The sequence below is a fragment of the Bacillus sp. JJ675 genome (assembly GCF_036963165.1).
Taxonomy (GTDB): Bacteria; Bacillota; Bacilli; order Bacillales; family Bacillaceae; genus Bacillus; species Bacillus glycinifermentans.
This window is the reverse complement of sequence record NZ_JBALMR010000019.1, coordinates 34,171-48,739: the sequence shown is the minus strand read 5'-3', so window position 1 is coordinate 48,739 and position 14,569 is coordinate 34,171. Positions and strand designations below refer to the sequence as shown.

Annotated in this window: 15 protein-coding genes; 10 read left to right on the top strand and 5 right to left on the bottom strand. The window is 47.3% G+C overall.

Annotated features, from left to right (window positions below; translation table 11 throughout):
• Positions 1-300: 300 nt before the first annotated feature.
• The 5 genes from V7126_RS05435 (at position 301) to V7126_RS05415 (ending at position 4,087) form a co-directional block, all read left to right on the top strand.
• Positions 301-723, top strand: coding sequence for a MerR family transcriptional regulator (locus V7126_RS05435; RefSeq protein ID WP_175077120.1), 423 nt, complete (start codon positions 301-303; stop codon positions 721-723).
• Positions 724-783: 60 nt separating this feature from the next.
• Positions 784-2,100 (top strand): hemolysin family protein, encoded by a 1,317-nt coding sequence (locus V7126_RS05430; RefSeq protein ID WP_175077119.1) that lies wholly within the window; start codon positions 784-786, stop codon positions 2,098-2,100.
• 129 nt (positions 2,101-2,229) lie between these two features.
• Complete coding sequence (locus V7126_RS05425; protein WP_175077118.1) at positions 2,230-2,826, top strand: TetR/AcrR family transcriptional regulator; 597 nt, start codon at positions 2,230-2,232, stop codon at positions 2,824-2,826.
• Positions 2,826-3,794: an acyl-CoA thioesterase/bile acid-CoA:amino acid N-acyltransferase family protein gene (locus V7126_RS05420; RefSeq protein ID WP_236809851.1), complete on the top strand. Its 969-nt coding sequence runs from the start codon at positions 2,826-2,828 to the stop codon at positions 3,792-3,794. Before V7126_RS05425 ends, V7126_RS05420 begins: the two co-directional genes overlap by 1 nt.
• On the top strand, positions 3,788-4,087 hold the full coding sequence (locus tag V7126_RS05415; RefSeq protein WP_335497131.1) for an acyl-CoA thioester hydrolase/BAAT C-terminal domain-containing protein: 300 nt from the start codon (positions 3,788-3,790) through the stop codon (positions 4,085-4,087). Before V7126_RS05420 ends, V7126_RS05415 begins: the two co-directional genes overlap by 7 nt.
• Before the next feature lie 90 nt (positions 4,088-4,177).
• On the opposite strand, the gene V7126_RS05410 is transcribed toward V7126_RS05415, so the two are convergent.
• Complete coding sequence (locus tag V7126_RS05410) at positions 4,178-4,777, bottom strand: lysophospholipid acyltransferase family protein (RefSeq protein WP_175077117.1); 600 nt, start codon at positions 4,775-4,777, stop codon at positions 4,178-4,180.
• 428 nt (positions 4,778-5,205) lie between these two features.
• On the opposite strand from V7126_RS05410, the gene sigM reads away from it, so the two are divergent.
• The 3 genes from sigM to V7126_RS05395 are packed head-to-tail and all read left to right on the top strand — an operon-like array spanning position 5,206 to position 7,038.
• Positions 5,206-5,697 carry an RNA polymerase sigma factor SigM gene (sigM, locus tag V7126_RS05405; protein WP_006636629.1) on the top strand — a complete coding sequence of 164 codons (492 nt, stop codon included), beginning with the start codon at positions 5,206-5,208 and terminating at the stop codon, positions 5,695-5,697.
• Entirely contained in the window at positions 5,690-6,760 is a 1,071-nt protein-coding gene (locus V7126_RS05400; protein ID WP_175077116.1) for an anti-sigma factor, read from the top strand. The genes sigM and V7126_RS05400 overlap by 8 nt, the downstream gene beginning before the upstream one ends.
• A complete protein-coding gene (locus V7126_RS05395; RefSeq protein WP_175077115.1) occupies positions 6,748-7,038 on the top strand; it encodes an anti-sigma factor in 291 nt (96 codons plus the stop codon). The genes V7126_RS05400 and V7126_RS05395 overlap by 13 nt, the downstream gene beginning before the upstream one ends.
• A 35-nt stretch (positions 7,039-7,073) precedes the next feature.
• Here the strand turns inward: V7126_RS05395 and V7126_RS05390 are convergent, their stop codons facing one another.
• Positions 7,074-7,508 carry a GNAT family N-acetyltransferase gene (locus tag V7126_RS05390; RefSeq protein WP_175077114.1) on the bottom strand — a complete coding sequence of 145 codons (435 nt, stop codon included), beginning with the start codon at positions 7,506-7,508 and terminating at the stop codon, positions 7,074-7,076.
• 103 nt (positions 7,509-7,611) lie between these two features.
• On the opposite strand from V7126_RS05390, the gene V7126_RS05385 reads away from it, so the two are divergent.
• Both V7126_RS05385 and V7126_RS05380 read left to right on the top strand, forming a co-directional pair.
• Positions 7,612-9,000, top strand: a complete 1,389-nt coding sequence (locus V7126_RS05385; protein WP_175077113.1) for a PLP-dependent aminotransferase family protein — start codon at positions 7,612-7,614, stop codon at positions 8,998-9,000.
• Between the two features lie 82 nt (positions 9,001-9,082).
• A complete protein-coding gene (locus V7126_RS05380; protein WP_175077112.1) occupies positions 9,083-9,958 on the top strand; it encodes an AraC family transcriptional regulator in 876 nt (291 codons plus the stop codon).
• Positions 9,959-10,002: 44 nt separating this feature from the next.
• Here V7126_RS05380 and V7126_RS05375 read toward each other — a convergent pair whose 3' ends face one another.
• The 3 genes from V7126_RS05375 to V7126_RS05365 all read right to left on the bottom strand — a co-directional run bounded on the left by V7126_RS05375 (position 10,003) and on the right by V7126_RS05365 (position 14,558).
• Positions 10,003-11,628 carry a pyridoxal phosphate-dependent decarboxylase family protein gene (locus V7126_RS05375; protein ID WP_046129771.1) on the bottom strand — a complete coding sequence of 542 codons (1,626 nt, stop codon included), beginning with the start codon at positions 11,626-11,628 and terminating at the stop codon, positions 10,003-10,005.
• Between the two features lie 24 nt (positions 11,629-11,652).
• The gene (locus V7126_RS05370) at positions 11,653-13,011 is read right to left on the bottom strand and encodes a sodium-dependent transporter (RefSeq protein WP_046129717.1); all 1,359 of its coding nucleotides are present in this window, start codon (positions 13,009-13,011) and stop codon (positions 11,653-11,655) included.
• A gap of 134 nt (positions 13,012-13,145) precedes the next feature.
• Positions 13,146-14,558: an amino acid permease gene (locus tag V7126_RS05365; protein ID WP_175077111.1), complete on the bottom strand. Its 1,413-nt coding sequence runs from the start codon at positions 14,556-14,558 to the stop codon at positions 13,146-13,148.
• Positions 14,559-14,569 lie beyond the last annotated feature (11 nt).

The following is a 14,569-nucleotide window of genomic DNA, read 5'->3' as shown; positions in this document are numbered from 1 at the left end:
TATCCTTCCCGAAGGATAAGGAGTCACCTCCTGCTGAATTCAAATTCCCGTAATAAGGCTGATGTTTGTTCTGTGTTCATGACTATACAGAGGGCCCCATCATACCACCTCCAAGCCAATATATACTATTATCTTACTTTATTAAAAAACGGTCAGTCAAATGTCTAAACTTTAAATCCGACAATATTTTCGCGAATATTTAGAAAAATGACGGGGATTTTATGCCCCTTTTTCATCAATTAACTTGTATAAACAGCTTCTAATATATTAAAATATTTTTAACTAACTATAACGTGATGGTTGAGGAGGGATGCAGATGGGGCAGAGAAATATCGCATCGGCGAGTTAGCAGCTGCAGCAGGCGTAACAAAGCGCACTGTCGATTATTACACAAATCTGGGGCTTTTGACGCCTGCCAGATCATGTTCGAACTACCGCTATTATGATGAAGCCGCTCTCAAACGGCTGAAGTTTATTACGGACTGTAAGCAGCAAAGATTGGCCCTGTCCGACATCAAACTGCGGCTGGAAAAGCAGTTTCCCTCTTCATCCGCTAACGATGAAATCGGAAGCCTGACATCGGAAATCGACCATGTCAACGATACGATCTCCGTGATCGTCAATCGGCTGAACCGGCTGAATCCCGATGAACGGGCTGCTTTGAAAAGCCGGCTTTCTTCCGAGAAACTGGCGGTCATCCAGTCATTGATGATGCTGCTTTAGTTAATCTTTTACTAAACAGGAGGTGTTACCTTCATTCTCATGTTAGAGTGAAGGTCCTAATTGGATATAGTTAATTTGATTTTTGTTGCTGTTTTAATTGCTTTGACAGCATTTTTCGTAGCGTCGGAGTTTGCGATTATCAGAATCAGAACCTCGCGGATCGATCAGCTGATAGCCGAAGGGAACAAAACGGCGATTTCTGTAAAAAAAGTCGTCACCCATTTGGATGAGTATTTATCGGCCTGCCAGCTCGGCATCACCTTGACGGCTCTCGGACTTGGATGGCTCGGGGAACCGACCGTCGCCCGGCTGCTTGAACCGCTCTTTGTGAAGTGGAACATTCCAAGCTCGGCTTCGCATATTGTTGCGGTCGTGATCGCATTCAGCTTCATTACGTTTCTCCACGTTGTCGTCGGGGAGCTCGCTCCAAAGACGCTTGCGATTCAAAAGGCGGAAACCATTTCCTTCCTTTTTGCAAAGCCTCTCATTTTGTTTTACCGCGTCATGTTCCCATTCATTTGGGCGTTGAACGGATCGGCGAGACTGTTGACAAAAGCGTTTGGACTCGAAGCGGTTTCTGAAAACGAAATGGCACACTCTGAAGAAGAGCTGCGGATCATCCTGTCGGAAAGCTATAAAAGCGGCGAAATCAATCAGTCAGAATTCAAATATGTGAACAAAATTTTTGAATTTGATGACCGTCTTGCCAAGGAAATCATGATTCCGAGAACGGAAGTCGTCAGCTTTCCGCATGACATGAAAATCAAAGACATGATCGACGTGACAAAAGCCGAAGGGTATACGCGCTATCCCGTGGAAGACGGCGATAAGGACAATATCATCGGCGTCGTCAACGTCAAAGAAATTCTGACAGCCTGCATCAGCGGAGAATGCTCAAAAGAAGACACAATCGAACGGTTTATCAATCCGATCATTCACGTGATCGAGACCGTGCCGATTCACGATCTGCTTCTCAAAATGCAGAAAGAGCGCGTCCACATGGCGATTCTTGCCGATGAATACGGCGGCACTGCCGGTCTTGTCACAGTTGAGGACATCATTGAAGAAATCGTCGGCGAAATCCGCGACGAATTCGATATAGACGAAATTAATGAAATCCGCAAGCTTGACGAGGACCACTACATTCTTGACGGAAAAGTGTTGATCAACCAGGTCAACGATCTGCTCGGCATTCAGCTGGACAATGAAGAAGTGGACACGATCGGCGGTTGGTTCCTGACGCAGAAATACGAAGTTCAAAAAGGCGATACGATCACCGACCAAGGATTTGAATTTATCATTAATGAAGTCGACGGCCACCACGTCTCATATGTTGAGGTGAAAAGGGCCGCTGAACAATTGCTTGAAGAAGCGTGATGATAACTTGATGGAAAAGAGGATGCAGTATGAGCTGCATTCTCTTTTTATGAAAGTCAATGTAACCACTTGATTACATTTTGGATTACGCATAAAATGTAATCAAGTGGTTACACAAAGGAGAAACAAATGACAAAACAATTGACAAGAGAACGTTTAATTCAGGCTGCACTTACCCTTTTTAAAGAAAAAGGCTATGCGGCGGCGTCCACGAGAGACATTGCACAACAAGCCGGCGTCAATCACCTTACCCTCTTTAGACATTTCGGCAATAAAAGAAATCTGTTTCGTGAAAGCGTCATTCAGCATGTCTCCTCAGGCGATTTTACGAGCGCAATTCAAGGTAAGCTGTCCGGTAAACTGCAGGAAGACCTGATATTGATCGCCAAAGCGTACCTTGAAGAAAATTTGGAAAAGGACAGCGTGTTTTGGCTGTATTTCAATGAAGCAAAGCAAGATCCGGAAGTTTCTGAATTAATCGCAGAAATTCCCCGCGAATTACATGACTTTTTGGCATCCTATTTTTCGCAGCTGCATGACCGGGGCAGCATTTCGAGCGGTAATTTCCATCTTCTGGCGAGTATGTTTTTTGGATTGTTGAACCAGTATATTTTGTTTCGCCCATCTCCCGAATTCGGCAAATCAGCAGATGAAAACACGGATGCTTTTATTCATGAGTGCGTCGATTTATTCCGGGCAAAGCTTGAAAAAAGGGAGCTGTCTTGATGAGCCGGAAGCCTGTTTTAGATATCCCTTCAACATCGCTATGGGATGAAAAAACCAAAATAAAATTAAGCGGTTTGACTCCAGGGGATAAAGCTGAAATCACTGCCCTGGTTAACGATGAAGCAGGCGTCAACTGGAGATCCCGGGCGGTTTTTCAAGCTGGCGAATCCGGAGAAGTCGACTCCGCAATGGCATCGCCTTTGGAAGGCACATACCGCGTTTGTGATCAAATGGGACTTTTTTGGTCAATGAAAGCCGAAGGCTCTTCCTGCTCATTTCGAAAAAAAACGGTTGCTCCCTCTGTTTTTGACATCGAGGTGAAGCAAAACGGCAGCTTCATCTTAAAGAAAAAAATCAAACGATTGATGATTTCGGAATCGGTCATAAGAGAAGAAGTGGAGGCAGACGGGGTAGTCGGAACCTTTTTCCGCCCCCGCACTGCCGAACGTCCCCCTGTCATCATCGTATTGGGCGGATCTGACGGCGGACTTGATGAAACAACGGCAGGGATGCTGTCCAATTACGGGCTCGCCACATTGGCACTCCCCTATTTTCGGTACGGGCACCTTCCGAAAAAGCTCGTTGACATCCCGCTGGAATATTTTCAAAAAGCCCTTGCCTGGCTTTTTGAGCAGGACGGACTAAACCATGAGAAGATCGGTATATTCGGGCGGTCTAAAGGCGGAGAGCTCGCCCTATTGATCGGTTCTCATTTTCCGGACATCCGTTTTGTCGTCTCACACGTGGGCGGGGGAATCGTTTTTCAAGGAGTGGGACTGAAGCGCCTGCGCCAGACATCTTCATGGAGTGTCTCGGGCTCTCCGCTGCCCTATACCGCTCTCCCGTTTTTCAGCCTTTCGATGCTGCCCAAATGGCTCAAACAAAAAATAAAGAGGCAGCCGCAATCCTATCTCGATTTTTATAAACATGCGCTCTATCAAGTACGCGAAGATATCCTTCGATCATAAAAGCAGAACATATAAATGGGCCGATTCTTTTAACATCGAGTACAGATGATTTGGTTTGGCCGTCGGCGTACATGAGCGGGATGGTTGTCGAACGCTTGAAAAAGCATCGCTTTTCGCATTCTTTTAAGCATGTATGCTTTAAACACGCCGGCCATCACATCAGACCCCCGTATTTTCCAACAACGGCGAGAAACAGCGGGAGCATCGTGTACGGCGGAGAAACTGAAGCAGATGCTGCGGCATCGGAAACATTTTGGCGGGAGCTGCTTCAGTTTTTAAAAGATGCGATATAACAGCAGCAAAAAAACAGCCTCTTTAGACTGGAAGACACCTCCCGAATGTCAGAGGTGCGTTCCCGCTTAGAAGCTGTTTTTTCCGTTTTTCTATAGCTGCTTCAGCTCTTTCTCAAGCGACTTAATGCTGGCATTTAAAGCCTCAGTCATTTTAGCGAGCTTTTCCTTTGACGAATATTGGGCGAAATCTTCCTGATTGAGGGGTTCGCCGATGATCAATTTCATTTTGCCTTTCTTGAAAAGCTCTTTTCCGTTGGAAGGACCGCTGTATGCGGCCGGAACAATCGGCGCTTTTCCCATCTGGGCAATCGTGACCGCTCCCCTTTTCAAAGGGACGTCTTCAGACGTTCTGGTTCCGCTCGGAAAGATGCCGACGATTTTTCCTTCCTTCAGGAGCTTGATCGGCGTTTTGATGCTGCTCGGCCCCGGGTTTTCGCGGTCGACAGGAAAAGCGTTGATGCTGGAAAGGAAAGAACCGGTTAATTTATTTTCAAAAAGCTCTTTTTTCGCCATATAGTGAATTTCAAGAGGCAAAATGCCGACGCCCAATGTGACAACATCCACCCAACCGGAATGTGTACAGGCAATTACGAAACCCTTATCTTTAGGAAGATTTTCCTTATTGTATACTTTAATTCCGCCGCGTAAAGAAAGAATCGCTTTTGCAGCATAACCGATAAATTGATACATATGGCACTTCCTTTATGTAGTAGTCAAATGAGGTTTTCCTTTCTTTATTATAACAATATTTTTTATTACCTGGTACTAAAAAATAATTTTTCATTTAAAAAACCGCGGCATTCCCCGGCTGAGCCATGAATTCGGAATCGATTCTTTTGTTTTCATCCGTCAAGCGTCAGGCGGATTTGGCTTGCCCGTCCCGCTCCCGTCAGATCAAGCCGCCGATCGCCCATGTGCCCTGTTCTGCTGTTTTGTTTTCCCGGGAGCTTATGCATGAAAACGCCCTTCTCTCTATCTTTCCGGATGATTTTTGGTTACTATATAGGATAGCGATGATTTTTAAGGGTAAGAAATTGGAGGAAATGACAGCCGTGGGCATAATGAGTGCAACTTCAAACCTTTCTTATGCGTTTATAACATAGAGGGGAGAAAAGGCAGTGACTATCGACGAAATTTACCAAATGTACATGAATGATGTTTACAGGTTCCTGCTCTCCATGACGAAAGATAAGCATCTGGCAGAGGATTTGCTTCAGGAAACCTTTATGAGAGCCTATATACACATCCACTCTTACGACCACAGCAAAGTGAAGCCATGGCTTTTTCAGGTGGCGCGCAATGCTTTTATCGATTATGTCAGAAAGCATAAAAAAGAAGTGACGATTTCTGACGATCTGATCGGAAGCCTTTTTCAAACCGCGGTCCAAAGTCCGGCCCACCAGGTCGAAATCAAGGAAGTGTTGACGTTATATATGAACCAGCTGCCCGACAACTACAGGGAAGCGCTGACGCTGTATTATTTGAAAGAACTGAACTACAAGGAAGCGTCAAGCTTGATGAATATCTCGGAGGCTAATTTCAAGAGTGTTTTATTTCGCGCCAGACAGAGGCTGAAAGCACTTTACAACAGAGGTGTTAACGATGAATGAAGATTTCAAAAAACGTTGGGAACAATATAAAAACGGCGAGCTTTCCGAAGCGGAAATGATCCAGGTGGAAGAAGAGCTTGAAAAGCTTGAAGCGTACCAGGAAATGCTTGATCAGGAAATGAAAGATGAAAACTGGGATCTTTCCATCAGCCCGGAAAAACAAAAAGCCATTTTGAGATACGGGAAAAACAAATCGTATTTGCGAATCTCGACGCTTGCCGTCATTTCAACGCTGATTATCCTGCCGCTCTGCACGCTCGGCAGCTATTTATACTACGGTTTGGGCGGACATGACAGCAAAGGGAACGAGCTGGTGCAGACCGCATCAATGACCGTGGCCGTCACCCAGCCGAATATTCAAGTGGATACAGATGCGCTCGTCAACAAGGTCAAACTGTTCGGAATGAAAGCCCAGTTCCCGTTAAAAAAACAGATAGGAAACGTAACCAAAATCGTTGGAAATGAAGAAGTGGATATGTTCTTTGACCAGCTGAAGCCTCCGGAGGTCGAGCAATACAACCAGGAACTTTCAAATGAGGAGCGGTATTTTGTCTATCCTGCCGGCATAAAAGGAAAATCAGTGTCAAAAGCCAAATCGATGCTTAAACAATTGCCCGGCGGAAGCGTCACCGAAGCCTTCCTTTCTTTCGAAAGATCCTATCCGACCGATGAGCTGTATGATAAGTTAAAAGGATACGATATTCGCGTTCTTTGGAATGCCATCGAAACGGAAGACGATTTAAAAGATCACCCGTACGCCGAACCGATCGGTTTTCCCGGGAAGGATTCAGGCCGGATCTTTAAATTCCAGCATCCTGATCAAAATGAGAATGAACAATTTAAATCAGCGCTTTCCTATATGGCGCGGCATCATAAATGGGCCGAAACCATATCGGGAAGAAAAGATTTAAAACTTGCAAAACGGCTTGACTATGTAAACCAAAACGGCATTCATGTGTATGGGGCAGTCGTGACCGGTCCGTCAAAAGAAATCGAACGGCTGATTGAAAAAGGCCCTGTCAAAGCAGCTAAAGTAGGCGAGGTGGAACTATGGAATTGGTAAGAATCTTTAAGGAACATAACGTATTTGGATGGGTATCTGTCGCGACGGCGATTCTTTCCCTTTTCATTTTAAATTTGGCGATCTTGAGCGATACGCTCTCCTATTCCTATAAAATGCTACCTTTTGCTATGGCCGCCGTTCCGCTCGGAATCATCGAGCTGTTCATCAAAAAAGGCCGAACGGGTTTAGGGTTGCTCGGCGTCATACTCAATTTGTTCATCCTCATATGCGTATGGACCATCGTATCGATCGATACGAATCTGCAGCTTGGTTTTTAAACGAAAAAAATCCCCGATGTTGATCGGGGATTTTTTTATGCAAGCGTCTTGCGGTACAGATAGCTCGCCTTTTCGTAGTCCACCTTTTCTTCATAAAACCGGTGCGCCCTCTTCCGCGCTGTTCCCGAGGAAAGAGCGACAGATCGGCAGCCGTGCTCCCTTGCCCATTCTTCAACAATCCGTAAAAGCAGTTTTCCGTATCCTTTTGAGCGGTGCTTTTCACACGTTACCAAATCAGCCACCCATACATGCACGCCCTGGCTCAAAGACACTCGCGGCAGAAAGCCTGCCAAAGATACGGGCACGTCATCGCTGTAGAGGGCGAAAAGCTTGTAGTTTTCAGAAGCCCGCGCTTTGCTGACAAGCGTCAAAAACGCGGTTTCATCGAGATGGGGCCGAAGCTGTTTCATAATCGGATAAACGTCAAGCAGCTCTTTTTCAGATTGAACCTCTTTATGATAAATCACCATCAACACTCCTTTCTCATTTACTTTACCCCGATAAGTGGCATGATTAAAATAGTCAGTTTTGATAAAATAAAGCATGCCAGATTTCGTAAGAAAGGGGGACAATATGGACATCACGCCGTTTTTACAGCATGAAAAAGGCGAACCGCTTTATCAGCAGCTTTACTCGTTTTTCAAACGCGAAATTCTTGCGGGGCGCCTGAAAGCAGGAACAAAGCTGCCCTCAAAACGGGCGCTCGCCAAGCATGTAAATGTCAGCCAAACAACGGTTGAGCATGCATACGAACAGCTGACAGCTGAAGGCTATTTGATCAGCAGGCCGAGAAAAGGCTGGTACGCGGCTGAAGCAGAAGGGCGCTTCCACGAGACGGCACCTCCTCTTCCCCCTGAAACAGAGGCGAAGGACGAAGCTTCTCCCTCCCGGCGCATCATCGATTTTCACCACGGTCATGTCGATCTCGGGAATTTCCCCGTTTCTATATGGAAAAAAACGCTCGCCAAAGCGGTTGATGATTTTTCCCTTTTTCAAGGCGGGCCCGCTGCCGGGGACATTGCGCTGCGTTCGATGATTTCCTCTTATCTTAGAGAGTCGCGCGGCGTCGTCTCAACGCCTGAGCAAGTCATCGTCGGTGCAGGTACGCCGATTTTGCTCCAGCTTTTATGCAGGCTGTTTAGAGAAGGTACAGGGGTCGGATTTGAAAATCCCGGCTTTCACCGGTCAAAAACAGTTTTGCAAACAGGCGGTTTGCGAGTGATCCCGATTTCGGTAGATGACAGCGGGTTGTCCGTTGAGGAGCTTCGGCAGCACGATCTGAAGCTCGCTTATGTCACGCCGTCGCATCAGTTTCCGCTCGGGATGATCATGCCGGTCGGCCGGAGACTGGAGCTGCTTGACTGGGCGGCTTCAAACGGCGCTTATATTATTGAAGACGATTATGACGGCGAATTTCGCTATGCCGGACAGCCGATTCCTTCTCTTCAGGGCCTTGATCAAAACAGCCGCATCATTTACATGGGCACGTTTTCGAAATCGCTCATTCCATCGCTCAGGGTCAGCTACATGGTTCTCCCTGCCCCGCTTCTCAAAGATGGACTTAGGCTTGCATCGCTGTATAAGCAAACCGTCTCCCTCCATGTTCAGCATGCGGCCGCTCAATTTATGAAAAGCGGCGATTGGCAGAGACATCTCAATCGAATGAGAACGCTTTATCGGAAAAAACGAAAAGCGCTCCTTGATGCTGTCCAGCGGGAATTAGGGGAGAGCGTCTCAATCAAAGGGGAAAATGCAGGCCTTCACATCATTCTCGAAGCAAACGGTGCAGTAAGCGAAGAATCGCTCATTTCGAAAGCTTTTGAAGAAGGGGTGAAAGTGTATCCCGTATCAGCTTCTTATGAGAAGCCTCCTGAATCGGCATCCGTCCTTCTCGGATTCGGCGGACTCTCCGAAGAAGACATCGCAATCGGAATCAAGAAACTGAAAAAAGCGTGGCGCTAAAAACACCCTGCATGATCGTGCACGAAATGTCGGATGGGCACATCCGGGATTCTGCTATTGTAAGACATGAGGAGGTCATACGATGGATACACTTAAGCACTTCAACGAAGCAATGACGTACATTGAAGAAAACTTGACGAACGACATTGACTATAAAGAAGCAGCAAGGCTTGCTTTCTGCTCTGAATACCATTTCAAACGAATGTTTTCCTTTATTGCAGGCATTCCGCTTTCTGAATATATCCGCCGCAGACGGCTTTCTCTTTCAGCATTTGAATTGAAAGACAGCGGCGCCAAAGTGATCGACATCGCCGTGAAATACGGATACGATTCCCCTGACGCTTTTACCCGGGCATTTCAAAAATTGCACGGCATTACACCGACGGAAGCCAGACGCGGCGCACATACGCTTAAAGCGTATCCAAAAATGACCTTCCAGCTAACGATTAAAGGAGGAAGCGAAATGAATTATCGAATTGAAGAAAAATGTGCGTTTCGAATAGTCGGTATACGAAAAAGAGTCCCGATCGTCTTCCGCGGAATCAATCCGGAAATCGCCGCTATGTGGAAAACGTTGAATGAGGAGTCGATCGCTCAGCTAAAAGGACTGTCTAATGCGGAGCCCATCGGACTGCTTCAAGCGTCCGCAAATTTTTCCGAAGGCCGGATAGAAGAGAAAGGAGAACTTGATCACTATATTGGCGCGGCCACGACAAAAGAATGTCCGGATCACTTCGAACAGCTTGAGGTTCCTGCCTTGACATGGGCCGTATTCGAGGCAGCCGGGCCATTTCCGGACACCTTGCAGAACGTATGGGGCCGGATTTATTCCGAATGGTTCCCTTCATCGAACTATGAACAGACGGAAGGTCCGGAAATCCTTTGGAATGAAAGCAAAGATACCGATTCGCCGTCCTTCAAAAGCGAGATATGGGTGCCGGTTATGAAAAAGCGATAAATGCATGAAAAAGCTATGGAAAAACTTCCATAGCTTTTCGAAGTTCACCCTATCATGACATCAAGCGGCTCAATGCGGGCTTTTAAAAAATCGATATACTCATCAACCGATTCCACCGTCGTATAGGGGGAAACGCTGTAAAATTTTTGCACATAGAGCGGTACAGGCGACCGGCTGTCAGCCGGATACACATACCGCTGTTTTTTCGTGCTGCCGAAATAAGTTTCGCTGCGGAAGCGCCCCAATGTTTCGGCGATTTTTTCATTATACCGATTAATCTCCAGAACCTCTTCTTCTGTTATGTTTCCGCTTATTTCATCTTGATAGCGGACAACTCCCGGGTAAAACCTGAAGGTTGTCACCGGCGAAATCCCATTTGTGACGGCCGCGTTCGGAAACGCTTCTGTCAGCTTCCTGCGAAAAGCCGCATTTACCCTGATGTAGTTCGCCAACAGCTCCTGATAGCCCTCGATGCCGAAGGCAAGCAAAGACGCATAGATCGGAATGCTGCTTCCCATTCGCGAACATTCAAGGGTATAGCTTGTATGATAGCTGCCAAAGCCTCTGTTCCCGACATACGGCGTTTCATCCGGATCAAGGTCGACCGCTCGCAATGCCGTTCTGTCTTTGACTAAAAATAGGCTTGTCGCATACGGTGTTTGGCCGAGCTTATGAAAATCGAACACGAGGCTGTCCGCAAGGCTGAGGTTCCGAAAATGAGACTGGTAGAACGCCAGCACGCCGAGTACTTCTTCCTCAAACCCGAGCGGATTTTCTTCAAAATGGTATTCGTTAAAAAAACTGTACATTCCGCCCATCGCCGTATCGGCATGTATGTATATTTGAGGCAGCCCGTTTTTGGCTGCGACTTCCTCCGCCGTGCGCCTGATGCCCGCCAGATCGTCAATCCCGAATGTGTCAGTCGTTCCGAGCGTTGCGAGCACATAAACCGGAAGGCCGCCGCTTTCGATGACCGTCTCCATTTTTTCGCGCAGATCGGCAAGGTTCATCGAATGGTCGTCATTCGCTTTTATCCGGATCAAATGATCTGTCCCGATCCCTGCGGCCTGCATCGATTTATAGAGGCTGAAATGCGAAAGCTCTGAACAAAACGCGTACAAATGGGACGGAGTTCCTTTTTCGTTTGCCTCAGGACAGGCATTCGCGATCGCAAGCCTGAGCGATTGAAAGACGGCTCCCTGTCCGCCCCATGTTGTAAATCCGGTGCTTTTTTGCCTGTCATAGCCGACGATGTCAGACAGCATCGCCGTGATCTCCACTTCCGTTTTGGCAGCTGCCGTGCCGTCGACATCCCATAAATTGTTTCCGTTTAAAAGCGCCATCATCAGATTCCCGGCCAGGCTTGCATTATTCGGAAGCGGAGTGGCATTTGCAACATATTGACGGTTTAAAAAGCGGTGCCCTTCCAGCAGGTTTAACAGCTGTTCAACGCTTTTTTTTGCGCCGAGTCCTTTTTCAGGGAGTGCGGCCTGATTGATGATGCGTTGATAATAATCGGCCGACACATGTTCCTCTTTTCCGAGTATGAGCCGTTTTGGATCTTTTCTCTTGTCCATTCCGGCAAGCACTGTTTCAAACAGGCCAAGCAGTTCATACCGGGCTTCTCTGTTGCCGTCTTCGCTTGGAAACATCCTTTGAATATGTTTCATCATATTCCCTCATCTCCACGTCAATTAAAATGTAAACACTCCGATTAAATTCAAAAAGACAAGCACAATAGCAAGCGGAACGAGAAAACGGAGGAGATAATACCAGACGAGAAAAAACCCTTTCCCCGCTTTTGCTCCGCTTTTCATTTCATCGTATAAATCCGTTTTTGACAATTTTAAAGGAATGAAAAGCGACATTAAGAGCGCTCCCAGAGGCAGGAGGATATTGCTGACGACATAATCCGCCGCATCGAAAAACGTTTTGCCGAAAATCAGCGGCTGATCGAGCACACCGTAAGAGAGACATGCCGGAATGCCGACGATGAATATCATAAGGCCGATCGACCATGTCCATTTTCGCCTTCCCGTATCATCGCCTTTCGTGATCGCCGCGACGATGATTTCAATCATTGAAAAAGCAGACGTCAGCGCGGCAAATAAAAACGCGATCAAAAATCCGACGAAAAACAGCATTCCGAACGGCAGCCGGTCGAATACGGCCGGAAGCACCGCAAACAATAGCGTCGGCCCTTCATCGGCTTTAAGCCCGAATGAAAAAACAGCCGGAAAGATCGCCAGACCGGCAAGGAGCGTCACGGCGAGGTTCATGATCACAATCGACAATGCCGATTTCGGCAAATTTTGCGTTTTTGACAAATACGCACTGTACGTCACCATCACTGACACGCCGAGGGTCAGCGTAAAAAAAGCTTGTCCAAGCGCAAAAAGAATCGCTTGAGGCGTGAGGCTGCCAAAGTCGGGTACGAGCAGAAAGCGAACGCCGTCCATCGCATGATCGAGCGTCAGCGCCCGCACGACGAGCGTGATAAATAAAACGAATAAGAGCGGCATCATGATGGAACTGACCCGTTCGATTCCTTTTTGCACCCCTTTGGCTACGACGATGATCGTCATCACGATAAACGCGAGCTGCGCCGCCAGAGTCTGCAGCGGATCCTGAATGATCGAGCCGAAAAGCTCCCCGTACTCAGGCTGTGTAAGTCCTGATAAAGAACCTGTCACGGCTTTCAAGATATAAAGCAAAATCCATCCGCCGATCACGCTGTAAAATGTGAGCACGAGAAAACATGCGGCGATTCCGACCCATCCCGTTACAACCCAGGCCGTGCCGGGCGCGATTGTTTTATATGTACCGATGGCATCAGACCGGGCTTTTCGGCCTAAAATAAATTCTCCCAATAACAGGGGATATCCCAATAGGATCGTAAAAAGAACAAAGACAAGAAAAAATGCGCCTCCTCCGTTCGTTCCTGCGACATAAGGGAACTTCCAAATAGCGCCAAGGCCGATGGCAGACCCTGCGGCGGCGAGGACAAATCCGATTTTGGATGCCCATTTCACTGATAAATTTCGGTCGCTCATTCATTCACTTCCTTTCCGTTTCGATTCTATTATCTCTTATTTTGCGGCTTTTTTTAAAGCTTTCTGCCGTATTTCCACTTTTCCGAATAGACAAAAAGAAGCAGCCTTGTCAGCTGCTTCTTTTCATATCCTTTTTAAGACTCATTTTCCGTTTGTCCGAGTTTTGAATGCTTTCTCGAATACAGGAAGTAGACGGCAAGACCGATTACCAGCCAGATCAGAAAACGCATGATCGTTTCTCCGCCAAGGTTCAGAATGAGAAAACCGCAGAACAGCACGGCTAAAATCGGAACAAGCGGTACTGCCGGACATCTGAATGCCCTCGGCAGGTCAGGCTGTGTCTTCCTCATCACGATGACGGCAATGGAAATCAGGATGAACGCAGACAGCGTTCCGATATTGACGAGTTTTGCAAGCTCATCCAAAGGAACGAATCCTCCCATTAAAGCGGAAAGAATACCGAAGAACCATGTGTTGATATACGGCGTCTTATGCTTCGGATGGACTTTGGACAGCGCCGGGGGAACCAAACCGTCGCGGGACATCGCAAACATGACGCGGGTTTGTCCATAAAGCATGACCAGCATGACGGTTGTCATCCCGAGGATGGCCCCTACGTCAATAATGCCCGCCGCCCAGTTCTGGCCTGTGACTTGCAGGACAAGCGAAACTGGATGGTCGATGCCTTTAAACTGCATGAACGGAACGACGCCTGTCATGATTGCCGATACGACGACATATAAAACCGTACAAACGAGCAATGAATAAACGATGCCTCGCGGCAGATTGCGCGACGGATTTTTCGTTTCTTCAGCGGCGGAAGCCACGGCATCAAATCCGATGAAGGCAAAGAAAACAAGCGCCGCAGCGTTGAATACGCCCGTAAAACCAAACGGCATAAACGGCTGCCAGTTGGCCGGCTTTACATACATGACAGCAGCCGCGATAAATACGAATACGACGAGGATTTTTATCACGACCATAATATTGTTCACCCGTTTGGATTCGCGGATTCCAAGATACAGCAAAAAAGTAATTAAGATGACAATTAAAAATGCAGGCAGGTTAAAATAGGTTGCAGTTCCTTTTATTGCGCCCGGAGCGGCTGTCAATTCAACTGGAAGCTGAATGCCGAGCCCGTTCAAAAACGATTGAAAATAACCGGACCACCCGGCAGACACCGTACTAACAGCCAATGAATACTCAAGAATTAAATCCCAGCCGATGATAAACGCCATCAATTCCCCAAGCGTCGCATACGTGTAGGTATAAACCGATCCTGAGACCGGTACGGTTGAAGCGAATTCGGCATACGCCAAAGCGGCAAACAAACACGCGAATGCAGCGATAACGAATGAAAGCACAAGCCCCGGTCCCGCGGTCAAAGCGCCCGTACCCGTCAATACGAAAATGCCCGTACCGATAATCGCCCCGATTCCAAGCATCGTTAAGTCAAAGGAGCCGAGATCCCTCCTTAGAGATTTTTCCCCTTTTGTCGCAGCAATTAAGCTGTCAATCCCTTTTTTTCTGAATAGTCCGTCTTTCATTATGACTTCAC

What these genes read in the sequence shown, in the direction of transcription:
- V7126_RS05425 (WP_175077118.1), top strand. Translation starts at nt 2,230, where the DNA reads ATGACAAAACAATTGACAAGAGAACGTTTAATTCAGGCTGCACTTACC.
- V7126_RS05410 (WP_175077117.1), bottom strand. Translation starts at nt 4,777, where the DNA reads ATGTATCAATTTATCGGTTATGCTGCAAAAGCGATTCTTTCTTTACGC.
- V7126_RS05420 (WP_236809851.1), top strand. Translation starts at nt 2,826, where the DNA reads ATGAGCCGGAAGCCTGTTTTAGATATCCCTTCAACATCGCTATGGGAT.
- V7126_RS05395 (WP_175077115.1), top strand. Translation starts at nt 6,748, where the DNA reads ATGGAATTGGTAAGAATCTTTAAGGAACATAACGTATTTGGATGGGTA.
- V7126_RS05390 (WP_175077114.1), bottom strand. Translation starts at nt 7,508, where the DNA reads ATGGTGATTTATCATAAAGAGGTTCAATCTGAAAAAGAGCTGCTTGAC.
- V7126_RS05375 (WP_046129771.1), bottom strand. Translation starts at nt 11,628, where the DNA reads ATGAAACATATTCAAAGGATGTTTCCAAGCGAAGACGGCAACAGAGAA.
- V7126_RS05370 (WP_046129717.1), bottom strand. Translation starts at nt 13,011, where the DNA reads ATGAGCGACCGAAATTTATCAGTGAAATGGGCATCCAAAATCGGATTT.
- V7126_RS05365 (WP_175077111.1), bottom strand. Translation starts at nt 14,558, where the DNA reads ATGAAAGACGGACTATTCAGAAAAAAAGGGATTGACAGCTTAATTGCT.
- V7126_RS05380 (WP_175077112.1), top strand. Translation starts at nt 9,083, where the DNA reads ATGGATACACTTAAGCACTTCAACGAAGCAATGACGTACATTGAAGAA.
- V7126_RS05385 (WP_175077113.1), top strand. Translation starts at nt 7,612, where the DNA reads ATGGACATCACGCCGTTTTTACAGCATGAAAAAGGCGAACCGCTTTAT.
- V7126_RS05400 (WP_175077116.1), top strand. Translation starts at nt 5,690, where the DNA reads ATGAATGAAGATTTCAAAAAACGTTGGGAACAATATAAAAACGGCGAG.